The 12,025-nt window shown below is 60.8% G+C and carries 7 protein-coding genes; 4 read left to right on the top strand and 3 right to left on the bottom strand.

Annotated elements, in window-relative coordinates:
• The first annotated feature begins 1 nt into the window (after nt 1).
• Nucleotides 2–874, top strand: coding sequence for a uracil-DNA glycosylase (locus ASC97_RS03480; RefSeq protein ID WP_057466926.1), 873 nt, complete (start codon nt 2–4; stop codon nt 872–874).
• Nucleotides 875–1,024: 150 nt separating this feature from the next.
• On the top strand, nt 1,025–1,216 hold the full coding sequence (locus tag ASC97_RS03475) for a hypothetical protein (protein WP_057467007.1): 192 nt from the start codon (nt 1,025–1,027) through the stop codon (nt 1,214–1,216).
• A 169-nt stretch (nt 1,217–1,385) separates the two neighbouring features.
• Here ASC97_RS03475 and ASC97_RS03470 read toward each other — a convergent pair whose 3' ends face one another.
• Nucleotides 1,386–2,273: a hypothetical protein gene (locus ASC97_RS03470; protein ID WP_057466925.1), complete on the bottom strand. Its 888-nt coding sequence runs from the start codon at nt 2,271–2,273 to the stop codon at nt 1,386–1,388.
• 230 nt (nt 2,274–2,503) lie between these two features.
• Nucleotides 2,504–3,430 (bottom strand): DMT family transporter, encoded by a 927-nt coding sequence (locus ASC97_RS03465; RefSeq protein ID WP_057466924.1) that lies wholly within the window; start codon nt 3,428–3,430, stop codon nt 2,504–2,506.
• 368 nt (nt 3,431–3,798) lie between these two features.
• Between ASC97_RS03465 and pepN the strand changes: the two genes are divergently transcribed.
• Both pepN and ASC97_RS03455 read left to right on the top strand, forming a co-directional pair.
• Nucleotides 3,799–6,447 (top strand): aminopeptidase N, encoded by a 2,649-nt coding sequence (gene pepN, locus ASC97_RS03460; protein WP_057466923.1) that lies wholly within the window; start codon nt 3,799–3,801, stop codon nt 6,445–6,447.
• A gap of 183 nt (nt 6,448–6,630) precedes the next feature.
• Nucleotides 6,631–8,949 (top strand): PAS domain-containing sensor histidine kinase, encoded by a 2,319-nt coding sequence (locus ASC97_RS03455; protein ID WP_057466922.1) that lies wholly within the window; start codon nt 6,631–6,633, stop codon nt 8,947–8,949.
• Here ASC97_RS03455 and ASC97_RS03450 read toward each other — a convergent pair.
• Nucleotides 8,946–11,903: a bifunctional [glutamine synthetase] adenylyltransferase/[glutamine synthetase]-adenylyl-L-tyrosine phosphorylase gene (locus ASC97_RS03450; protein WP_057466921.1), complete on the bottom strand. Its 2,958-nt coding sequence runs from the start codon at nt 11,901–11,903 to the stop codon at nt 8,946–8,948. The two genes, ASC97_RS03455 and ASC97_RS03450, sit on opposite strands and share 4 nt — an antisense overlap.
• Nucleotides 11,904–12,025 lie beyond the last annotated feature (122 nt).

The following is a 12,025-nucleotide window of genomic DNA, read 5'->3' as shown; positions in this document are numbered from 1 at the left end:
CATGATCTCCGTCAATGACCTCTCCCCGGGCGAACTTGCCGCGCTTCTGCACTTTCATGCAGAGGCAGGCGTCGAGTGGCTGTTGGAGGACGAGGCCATCGATCGGTTTGCCGAGTTCGAGGCGATGAAGGCGGCAAGGCGCACTGCCGCCGCTGCCCCGCAGGCCGGAGAGAACCGTCAGCCGTCGTCCCGCCCCTCACCGCAAGCGCAGCAACGCGGCGCGTCGCAGCCCGACCGGTCCGTCCAAAGACCGCAACCTGCAATTCCGGATGGCGAAGCGGTCCAACAGGCACGTTTTGTCGCCGAAGGTGCCCGGTCGCTGACGGAACTGAAGACCGCCATCGAAGCGTTCAACGGCTGCAACCTGAAACACAGCGCCCGCTCGACCATCTTCGCCAGCGGCGACGCAGGAAGCGGGATCATGATCATCGGTTCGTCGCCGGGCGCCGAAGACGACCGCGAAGGCCAGCCCTTCGCAGGAAGACCAGGCCAGTTGCTGGACAAGATGCTTGCAGCGATCGGGCTCGACCGCAATGGCATCCTGCTCACTCAGGTCATCCCCTGGCGCCCCCCCGGCAATCGGGTCGCGTCTTCTGCCGAAATGGATATCTGCCGCCCCTTCATCGATCGGCAAATCGCGCTGGCAGAGCCGAAAGCGATTCTCCTGTTGGGAAATTTCGCAGCGCGCGTGTTTTTCGGTGACAGCGACACGATCCACGGGCTCCGCGGCCGGTGGCACGACGTTGCGGCCGGTGGGCAGACTATTCCGGCGATCGCAACGCTGCATCCGCAGGATCTTCTGACCGCCCCGATCAACAAACGCTTGGCATGGAACGACCTTCTGGCGTTTAGAGAAAAGATCGCGGCCCTCTAGCCTGCATTAAAAATAGCCAATCATGAACGATTTATGAAATAACCCATGCGAATGACGCATACCAGTTGCGTATTCTTATGCGTTGAAAAATTCATGGTGCACTGCAATATTATCGCTGTGTCTTGGGAGGAATCAAAAGGAACCAAGGCCATGAGTGCTTTTTTTCGTCCTATTCACTGCGGGTTTGAAACCCTGCGCGTCGCGAGCGACCACGTCCGCACCACGCAAAGCTATAGCCGTATCGGCTTCGCAACCAACGAGCAGATGGTTGCTCGTGGCACGGGCGCCAGCGGGCGTATTGCGCGTCCTGCCGCAATCTTTGCGGATTTCCAGCAATATTGATAGAAGAGGCGGGCGTCGCGCCTGCCTCATACGACTTGGCATGATCATGACGACACGTCTTCTTTCGCTTTTCTGCAAAATCAACACGATCGAACATATCCGTGCGGCCGTCTGCGCTGCCGAATCATTCGACCGAGACATGTCGCCGGACGCTGCGTAGACGCCGCTGCTAGGAGCATTGTTGCTTCCCGGTCCGCTCCTCCGATAAAGCCCTCACCCAGTGGAAGGCTTCGTCGACGTAGGCGAACTTGATCGCTTGCCAGTGGCAATACTCTCGAACGAAGGCGCGAGAGATCCATAAGAGCGGCCGCTTCGAGCCCGTATCCCAACCAACGCATCCTTGTTGTGCCGCCTTCGCAAACAGTCTTTGCATATGGGTGCGTGACATCATAAAATCGGCGGCAAGCGCACGGCTGTCTATATGGCCAATCAGGAAACGGTCGGGATTCGTTTCTTCAAGATCGATTCGCGACATCAGGTGGTCGACGATCAGCCCGCCCGCATCGTTCCACAAGAACAAACCAATCTGTTCCGGTGGCTCGCGCCACAATGGGTCACCGACGCAATTGCGGGCGATACGAGGCTGCATGAGGCGCATCCAGCCGGGCTGCGCCTGAAGCTGGGCGGCACGATCGGAGCCGTCGAGGATATCCAACGCGCAAAGATTGGACCACAACCAGCCGAACATCGCCTGATGACTGATATCGGAAGGCTCGTAGTGGCGCGGCCTCTTGCGCTCATCTCCCGGCTCACACACGATGAAGCGATAGGTGAAGAGTTCGTCGACAAAGCTCAGCACGGTGTTGCGGCTTGCGACCTTCAGAGCGGTAATCTCGCTCGTCAACCGGACCGCCGTCAGGCCTGAGGAAGAATCCGCCGGATCGCGTTCCATGCTCAGCGCGTAAGCCATCTGGGTCAACAACCAGCGTTGTTGCGAGGCCAGCAGCCGTGCGAGCCTGGGTCCCGCATCGAACATGCTGCGCATACGGCCTGCGTGGAAACGGATGCCCAGCATGAATCTCGGATCCGCGACAAGGTTTTCAGCACTTAACGGCATTTCTCTCCCGGACTTCGCACCCGATGGGCATCAATCGCGCATACGATAGCCCAAGAACGCGGCCTATTCCTAATATGCAGCCATGCGAATAAATGAAATAATCTCATATCCAGAAACCACGGTGCAGGCCAAGATACCAGCCTTCAATTCTGCGGGTTTTATTCTATCTGTGCGAAAGTAGCGATTCCGATACAATCAGGAGGATAGATTGAACGCCGCGTCTCATACCGCTAGCCGGCCCCGCGCGAGGACCGCCGCTCCATTTGCAGCCGATGCTCGCGATATATGATGAATATACCGGCAGCGACGATGATAGCCGTGCCGACCAGCATGCTGAGGGTCGGGATGTCACCGAACACGAAGTAGGCCAAAATACCGCCCAGCACGATCGACGTGTATTCGAATGGCGCAATCGTCGAGACATCGGCATGTCGATAGCTCTCAGTCAGCAGAATCTGCGCAACGCCGCCGCAAAAGCCGGCGGCGATCAAACATATCTGTGGTGCGAGGTCGAGAAAATCCCAGCCAAAGGGCAACGTCGCCAGCGAGAACAACGATGCGGTGATCGAGAAATACAGAACGATCGTCGAGGTCTTCTCCTCCTCGACAAGCCGGCGCACCTGGATCATCGCCATGCCGCCAAGAACCGATGACAGCAAGACTGCGATGGCGCCGATCGCCTGATCGGTTTCACCGCCCCCGTCGCGGAAAAGGGTGAGCTTGGGCCAGGACACAATCGAAACGCCGACAATGCCCACGATGACCGCGCTCCAGCGATAGATCCGAACGGTCTCGCCGAGAAAAATCGCAGCAAAGACCACAGCGACCAGCGGGGTCGCATAGCCAAGAGCGATCGCCTCCGGCAACGGCAGATGGAGCAGACCATAAAAGCCAAGGCCCATCGAAACGATCCCGAGCGTGCCGCGCTTCAGATGCCCCACCGGATTGGCCGTATGGAACGAAGAGCGCAGCTGGCCGCGGTAGGCCAGGTACGCCATGATGGGAAAGAGCGCGAAGAAAGACCGGCAGAAGGTCACCTGCCCTGGTTGAATATCGCTGCCGGCCAGCTTGATGAATGTCTGCATTGCGAGAAAGACGACGACAGAGGCGACTTTTAGCGCAATACCCCTCATCGGATTTCCGGGAACCGGCTGCATGTCACAAGCTCTGCATTGGCAATTAGGGTGGGAGAACGCATCAGACTCGACGCGTTACGACTGTGGCAGCGGTTTCTTCCAAAGAACAGGGCAAAAATCTAGAAATCGAGAGGGAGTTGCCGCTTTGGCCCACTCCCACCCGCCATCCGGGGGCACTGAGTTTAATGCAGAAATGGCTGCCCTCAATCTGGGATAGTAGAAACAGAATGCCTCAAGTATCTCCGACATCCGGCCCCACCTAAAACTTGACCAGGTGGCGGTTCGCTTTAGCTTTGGTTCAGACTTTGATGTAATTATACCCTCAAATTTTACGGCAGAGCGCCCAACTCTGTTTGCGAAGCAATGTCTTAAGGTCTTCAGGGAACACCATGCGCACAGATACCGGCCAGGTCATCAATCTGGCAGACTACCGCCCCACCGACTTCGTTCTGGAGCGTGTGGACCTGACGTTCGAACTCGATCCCACGGAAACAAAAGTCGAATCGCGCCTGATCTTCCATCGCCGCGAAGGCGCTGACACAAAGGCTCCGCTGATCCTCGACGGCGACGAACTCGCGCTTTCCGGTCTGCTTTTCGACCAGTCGGACATGCCCGCCAACCAATATACAGCGACGCCGGAAAGCCTGACGATCCGAGACCTGCCGGAGACCGGCCCTTTTGAGCTGACGATCACGACGATCATCAATCCGGAAGCGAATACGCAGCTGATGGGTCTCTACCGCACCGGCGGGATCTATTGCACGCAGTGCGAGGCGGAGGGCTTCCGCCGCATCACCTATTTTCTCGACCGGCCGGATGTCCTGGCGCCCTACACGGTCAACATCATTGCCGACAAGGCGGCGAATCCGCTGCTGCTGTCGAACGGCAACTTCCTCGGCGGTGCCGGCTATGGTGAAGGCAAGCATTTTGCGGCCTGGTTCGATCCGCATCCTAAGCCGAGCTACCTTTTTGCGCTGGTGGCCGGCGATCTCGGCGTCATCGAGGACAGCTTCACGACGATGTCCGGTCGGGATGTGGCACTGAAGATCTATGTCGAGCACGGCAAGGAGCCCCGCGCGGGCTATGCGATGGATGCCCTGAAGCGCTCGATGGCGTGGGACGAGGAAACCTTCGGCCGAGAATACGACCTCGATATTTTCATGGTCGTCGCCGTCTCCGACTTCAACATGGGCGCCATGGAGAACAAGGGCCTCAACGTCTTCAACGACAAATACGTCCTCGCCGATCCGGAAACCGCGACCGATGCAGACTACGCCAACATCGAGGCGATCATCGCGCACGAGTATTTTCACAACTGGACCGGAAACCGCATCACCTGCCGCGACTGGTTCCAGCTTTGCCTCAAGGAAGGCCTGACGGTCTATCGCGACCATGAATTCTCCGCCGACCAACGGTCGCGGCCGGTCAAGCGCATTGCCGAGGTCCGGCACCTGAAATCGGAACAGTTCCCCGAAGACGGCGGCCCGCTCGCCCACCCCGTGCGTCCGACGACGTATCGGGAAATCAACAACTTCTATACGACGACCGTCTACGAGAAGGGCAGCGAAGTCACGCGGATGATCGCGACGCTGCTCGGCAAGGAGACGTTCAAGAAAGGGATGGACCTCTACTTCGATCGCCATGACGGCCAAGCCGTAACGATCGAGGATTTCGTCAGATGCTTCGAGGATGCGAGCGGACGCGACCTCGCGCAGTTCTCGCTCTGGTATCACCAGGCCGGGACACCGCTCGTCACCGCCTCCGGGACCTACGACGCTGCGGGGAAAACCTTCAGCCTTGCGCTCGAACAGATGATCCCGTCGACGCCGGGGCAAAGCGACAAGAAGGCGATGCACATTCCGCTCAGCGTCGCGCTGTTTGCTGAGGATGGCTCGGCGCTTCAGCCTGTGTCCGTCACGGGGGCCGAGTACACCGGCAATGTGCTGCATCTCACCCAGCGGACGCAGACGGCCGTATTCGATGGCATTGCGTCGCGCCCCGTCGTGTCGATCAACCGCAGCTTCTCGGCGCCCGTCAACCTGCACTTCGATCAGACGCCGGCGGATCTCGCTTTGCTGGCCCGTCATGAGACAGATCATTTCGCTCGCTGGCAGGCGCTTACGGACCTGGCTTTGCCGACTCTTTTGGGTGCGGCACGCGATGCAGGCGCCGGAAAAACAGTCGTGGCCGAGCGAACCTTCATCGACGCTCTTCTTGCCGCGGCCTCCGACGAAACCCTCGAGCCGGCCTTCCGCGCCCAGGCGCTGGCGTTGCCGAGCGAAGCCGACATCGCACGCGAACTCGGCAGCAACAACGATCCGGACGCCATTCATGCCGGTCGCCAGGCGGTAATGCAGCAGGTTGCAGCCGCCGGGAAAGAGATTTTCGCCGCGCTTCTGGAGACCATGACGACACCAGGCGCGTTCAGCCCGGATGCCAAGAGTGCGGGTCGCCGTGCGTTGCGCAACGCGGCACTCGGCTATCTCTCCCATGCGGAAAATGCGCCCGTGCGGGCCAAGACCGCATTCGATGCAGCAAACAACATGACAGACCTGATGCAGGCACTGACGGTCCTTGCCCATCGGTTCCCCGACAGCAATGAAGCGACCGAGGCCCTGGCGACGTTTCTCGCCCGCTATTCCGAAAACCCGCTGGTGGTCGACAAGTGGTTCTCCGTCCAGGCGACCATCCCGGGAGCGGCGACGCTCGACCGCGTGCTCGCGCTGCTGGACAATCCGCTCTTCAAGCGAACCAATCCCAATCGCGTTCGCGCCCTCGTCGGGACGTTTGCCTTTGCCAACCCGACGGGCTTCGGGCGCGCGGACGGCGAGGGATACCGATTCCTTGCACGCGAGATACTCGACATCGACGGCCGCAACCCTCAGTTGGCAGCGCGCATCCTCACGTCGATGCGTTCGTGGCGTTCATTGGAGCCTATCCGTGCCGAACATGCCCGCAAGGCTCTGGCGGAAATCGAGCGGACCGCGGGCCTTTCCACGGACGTTCGCGATATCGTCGAACGCACGCTCAAGGGGTGATTTGCGAAGGAGAGCGGCTATGCGATCGCAAGCCGCTTCCAGAACGCTCGGGAAAAATAAGCACTTAGAATCGGTTAACAGATTTTTACCTTTTCCTCTGGACAACGCGAATCACCAGTGATTCATTGAGTCAGGTTCGGGCGAGCGGCGCAGCGAATCACACGAGGGATCAAGGCTCAAACGATGATGAACGTGCGGCGGGCAACCGTGGCCGAAGGGCGGCTGCGTGTCGATTTCGAAGGCGTCCGCTCCTGGCGGGATACCTTCGCCAACAGCAGTTCAGCGCCCTCTCAGATGCGCTCCCGCAATTTCGTTCATGCCGAGACAACGCTCAAGCGCGCCATCCCGATGCTGATCGTCGCCTTTCTCGCGGTGGTCGCAGCCTCCCACTTCTTCGGCATGATGTCCGAGTACAGCCGGATGGAAGCTGCCGCCCGACATTCCACGGCGCTTGCCGCGGCGACTGCGGCCGCCGCTTTCGCCGAGTCCGGTGCAGCGTTCGAGGCAGGCGATGTCGCCGCGGCGCAGTCCCGCCTGGCGCGCTTCCTGCCCCAGGATCGCCTCGACGACGACGCCTTCGTCCTGCTTGTGCAGCCCACCGGCAAGGTCTTTGCTGCGACGGCAGCCGGCGCCAACTACATCGGCGCGAGCGTCGGCGACTTCTTTTCTGAGGTCTCAACCATTCGGCGTTTCGGTGACCGCGCCGGCGTTATCGAGACGACAATCAGCGGCCGTCCGCACTACGCCGAAATCACGCTTGTCGGCAGTGCCGGCGGCTATGTCGTTGCCGCAACGTCCCTCGACCGCATCGACAAGCTCTGGCGCGAGGAGGTGACGCTCAACGTTACGCTCTTTGCCGGCATTTCCTCGATCCTGCTCGTCGTCCTCTACGCCTACTACACGCAGGTGAAACGCGCCCGCGACGCGGACGAGATCTTTCTCGAATCCAACCTGCGCGTCGAGACGGCCCTTTCGCGCGGCCGCTGCGGTCTATGGGATTTTGATTTCGACCGTCGCGAATTCTTCTGGTCCCGCTCGATGTACGAGATGCTCGGCCTTCCCACTTCGGAAGGCAATATGTGCTTCGGCGACGCTGCGCGGCTGATGCATCCGGATGACGGCGGCATCTACGAAATCGCGCGTTCGATTGCACGCGGCGATTCCGAGCAGATCGACCAGATTTTTCGCATGCGCCACGCAGGCGGCCACTATGTCTGGATGCGGGCGCGAGCCCAGGTCATTCGAACCAATGCAGGCCGCGTCCACATGATCGGCATCGCGATGGATGTGACCGAGCAGCACCGTCTCGCACAGCGTTATGCGGAAGCCGACCAGCGGCTTGCCGACGCCATCGAGTGCACGTCGGAAGCATTCGTCCTCTGGGACAAGAATGACCGGCTGGTCATGTGCAACGCCCACTTCCAGCAGGCATACGGCCTACCCGACAGCATTCTGGTCCCCGGAACGGAGCGCGCGGCCGTCAACGCTGCAGCCGCCCGTCCCGTCATCGAGCGACGCATCGCCGACGCCGACGGATCCGGATACTCGCGCACGACGGAAGTGCAGCTTGCCGACGAGCGCTGGCTGCAGATCAACGAGCGGCGCACGCGCGACGGCGGCATGGTTTCGGTGGGCACCGACATTACTCTGCTGAAGCGCAACCAGGAGCGTCTGCGCGACTCCGAGCGGCGCCTGATGGCCACGATCGGCGACCTCTCCGCCTCCAGGCATACGCTGGAAAGCCAGAAGGCGGCGCTTTCGGTCGCGAACTCCAACTACCAGGCGGAGAAAGAGCGGGCCGAGGCTGCCAACAGGGCAAAATCCGAATTTCTCGCCAATATGTCTCATGAACTGCGTACGCCGCTCAATGCGATCCTCGGCTTCTCGGAAATCCTCCAGGATGAGATGTTCGGGCCGCTCGGTTCGGCAAAGTACGACGAGTACGCCCGCGACATCCACGACAGCGGCAAGCACCTGCTGAACGTGATCAACGACATTCTCGACATGTCGAAGATCGAAGCCGGCCACATGAAGCTTCATTGCGAAAAGATCGACCTCGCACCGCTGATCGAGGAAAGCCTTCGCTTCACGGCGATCCCCGCCAGCGAGAAGAACATTCGGATCGAACAGCGTCTCTGCGACGGCATGGCCCTGATGGCCGACCGCCGCGCGATGAAACAGATCCTGCTGAACCTGCTTTCGAATGCCGTCAAGTTTACCAATGAGGGCGGCCGCATTGCCGTACGCACCCGCCGGACGAACGGCGGTGTCGTTCTGACCATCGCCGATACCGGCATCGGCATTCCGGGCGCAGCCCTCAGCAAGATCGGCCAGCCCTTCGAGCAAGTCCAGAGCCAGTATGCCAAGAGCAAGGGCGGTTCGGGGCTCGGCCTGGCGATCTCCCGCTCGCTGACAAGCCTGCATGGCGGACAGATGAAGATCCGCTCGCGCGAGGCGATCGGCACCGTCATATCACTGCGGATCCCCGACAGCGGCCGCTAAGTCCTGACGACGGACAGGAACACTTTCCGAACTGCCTTGGAAAGCCGCTTTACCTCTCCCTCGAGCGTCTTGATGTCGGGGCAGTCGCCAGCACGGCAGACGAGATCGATCAGCCCGGCGGGCGCATCCTTGGGATCGAACATCCCGTCGATGCAAAGCCGGATCAGTTGCGACAGCTCGGTGTAGAGCGCGAAGCCCTCGATACAGGTATCGACGTCCGCCGCCGTCATCAGCCTCCCGCCGAGCAGCTTCAGCGCCTCACCCGTGTTCAGGCCGTTGACCTTTGCGTCGACGCCCTTTGCCGGGCCGATCAGCGCGAGAAATTGCGCGATGAATTCGATGTCGATCACGCCGCCGGGAATGAGTTTCAGATCCCACAGGCCCGCAGGCGGCTTTTCCTTTTCGATCAGCTCGCGCATCTCGGCGACATCGTGTGCCACCTTGTCGATCTCCCGCGACTTCGAAAGCACTTCCCCAACAATATGCTCCGCTTCCGCAACCAGACTGCCGTCGCCGCAGATCAAACGGGCCCGGCTGAGCGCCATGTGTTCCCAGGTCCAGGCTTCCTCGCGCTGATATTTGCCGAATGAACTGATGCGGGTGGCAACCGGTCCCTTGTTTCCGGAGGGGCGCAAGCGCAGGTCGACCTCGTACAGCACGCCCTCTCCAGTCGGCGCGGAAAGAGCGGCGATCAGGCGCTGGGTGATGCGCGTGAAATAGCGAACGGCATCGAGCGGCTTGGCACCATCGGATTCGCCCGCCGTCTCCTCATAGTCGTAAAGAAGAATGACGTCGACGTCGGAGCCCGCGGTCAGCTCGAAGCTGCCGAGCTTGCCCATGCCTGCGACAGCAACGCGGCCACCGGGAAACGTGCCGTGAACCGCTTCTATTTCCCCAATCACCGCTTTGAGCGCTGCCTCGATGATCAGATCTGCCAGATGAGTGAAGGCGCGTGCGGCCATTGCACCGTTTATGGTGCCCGTCAACAGACGGATGCCGATCAGGAAACGTTGCTCGGACGCGAAGATGCGCAGACGGTCGAGGATCTCCTCGTAATAGCGCGCCTGCTGCAGCGATCCCCGCAGCCGCTCCGCAAGATAGTCGCGGGTCGGGAGTTCCGCCATCAGGCCGGGGTCGAGCATCCCGTCGAACACATGCGGCTTTGCAGCGATCACCTCCGCAAGCTTCGGCGCTGCCGACATGATGTTGACGATCAGGGACAGCAGAGCCGGGTTGCTGCCGAGAAGCGAAAAAAGCTGAATGCCGGCAGGAAGGCCGGAAATAAAGCTGTCGAACCGAAGGATCGCTTCATCCGCGCGCTTGCTCTCGCCGAAGACCCTCAGCAGTTGCGGCGTCAGTTCCGTCAGCCTCTCGCGCGCTTCCACGGATTGTGTCGCCTTGTATCTCCCGTAGTGCCAGGTGCGGATGACGCGCGATATGTCCGACGGCCGCTCGAAGCCCATCTTCTTCAGCGTATTCAGCGTATCCGGATCGTCGTTCTGGCCGGTGAAGACGAGGTTGCCGGTCTCGGTGGAAAGCCTGGTTTCCTGTTCGAACAAACGGGCGTAGCGACGCTCGACGGTCCTGAAGACCTCGACCAACCGCTCGGAAAAACTCGGCGTATCGCTGAACCCCATCATGAAGGCGATCCGCTTCAGGTCGGCCTCCGTCTCCGGAAGGAGATGCGTCTGCTCGTCGCGAACCATCTGGATTCGGTGCTCGACATCACGGAGAAACCAGTAGGCCTCGGTCAGCTCGTCGCGCGTTTCCTCGTCGATCCACTTTGCCCTGGTGAGCTCCGCCAGCGTTTCCTCCGTGCTGCGCGAGCGAAGCACCGGCATGCGGCCGCCGGCGATCAGTTGCTGCGTCTGCGCGAAGAACTCGATCTCGCGAATTCCGCCGCGCCCGAGTTTTACATTGTGGCCCTTGACGGCAATGGCACCGTGTCCCTTGTGAGCATGGATCTGGCGCTTGATGGAGTGGATGTCGGCAATCGCGGCGTAGTCGAGATACTTGCGAAAGACGAACGGCACCAGGCCTCGCAGAAACTCCTCGCCCGCGGGGATGTCGCCGGCGACCGCCCGGGCCTTGATGAAGGCAGCCCGCTCCCAGTTCTGCCCCCTGCCCTCGTAGTAGATCATGGCCGCGTCGACCGAGATCGCAAGCGGCGTCGATCCCGGATCCGGCCGCAGTCGGAGGTCCGTCCTGAACACATAGCCGTCCGCCGTGCGCTCCTGCATGATCCTGACCAGGCGTCTCATCAGGCGCGGAAACACGTCGATCGCATCCTCCGGATCCGGAAGGATGCCGGCCTGCTCATCGAAGAAAACGACCACGTCGATATCGGAGGAATAGTTGAGCTCGGAGGCGCCGAGCTTGCCCATGCCGATGACGATCAGCCCCGATCCCTCGCTTGGCCGCGCAATGTCCTTCAAACGAAGCTTGCGGCTCTCGTGTGCGGCGAGCAGGAGGTGATCGATCGCCGCGGCAACCGATGCTTCGGCAAGACGGCTCAGCCACGCCGTGGTCGCCCGGGCGTCGAAAATGCGGGCGAGATCGGCAAGCGCGACAAGGAACGCCATCTTGCGTTTGGCGATGCGCAGGCGGCTCATCACTTCCGCTTCGGACGGCGGCACGCCGTCACCCGCCGGTCTCCAGGCGTCTCTAGCCTGGGCAATCAGCGTCTCTATCTGCGGCTCCAGCGGGTCGACGATCGCCGCGCACAAGATGCTCGGATCGATATTTGCGATGTCGCGCAGGTAAGGCGACAGCGTCAGCGCGGCGGTGATGAAATCACGAAACGGTCCCTCGGCATTGAGGAGTTCACCGACCGCAGCTTCCGTCTTGCCGATTTTCTGGAGATCGCTCAGCGCAAGCTTCAACTCGGTCTTGCTCAACGGCTTCAGCAGGCCGTCGGCCACGTCCTTGAGGCTGTGCTTCGATTTCGTCAGCATGCGCCCTCCCTGGCAAGCAGCAGCGAAAGAGCCGAAGCAGAATCAGGCTTGCTTCGACAATTGCAGGCTAAGTTAGGGTGTAGGGCCGCATTGGCCAACAGCCAATTCACGCGATGCCGGTT

This window comes from Rhizobium sp. Root1203 (assembly GCF_001424945.1).
Classification (GTDB): Bacteria; Pseudomonadota; Alphaproteobacteria; order Rhizobiales; family Rhizobiaceae; genus Rhizobium.
The sequence above is the reverse complement of the archived record's forward strand: the minus strand, read 5'-3'. Positions and strand labels throughout refer to the sequence as shown.

Coding starts and splice junctions, on each gene's coding strand:
- ASC97_RS03480 (WP_057466926.1), top strand. CDS start 2: ATGATCTCCGTCAATGACCTCTCCCCGGGCGAACTTGCCGCGCTTCTG.
- ASC97_RS03475 (WP_057467007.1), top strand. CDS start 1,025: ATGAGTGCTTTTTTTCGTCCTATTCACTGCGGGTTTGAAACCCTGCGC.
- ASC97_RS03470 (WP_057466925.1), bottom strand. CDS start 2,273: ATGCCGTTAAGTGCTGAAAACCTTGTCGCGGATCCGAGATTCATGCTG.
- ASC97_RS03465 (WP_057466924.1), bottom strand. CDS start 3,430: ATGCAGCCGGTTCCCGGAAATCCGATGAGGGGTATTGCGCTAAAAGTC.
- pepN (WP_057466923.1), top strand. CDS start 3,799: ATGCGCACAGATACCGGCCAGGTCATCAATCTGGCAGACTACCGCCCC.
- ASC97_RS03455 (WP_057466922.1), top strand. CDS start 6,631: ATGATGAACGTGCGGCGGGCAACCGTGGCCGAAGGGCGGCTGCGTGTC.
- ASC97_RS03450 (WP_057466921.1), bottom strand. CDS start 11,903: ATGCTGACGAAATCGAAGCACAGCCTCAAGGACGTGGCCGACGGCCTG.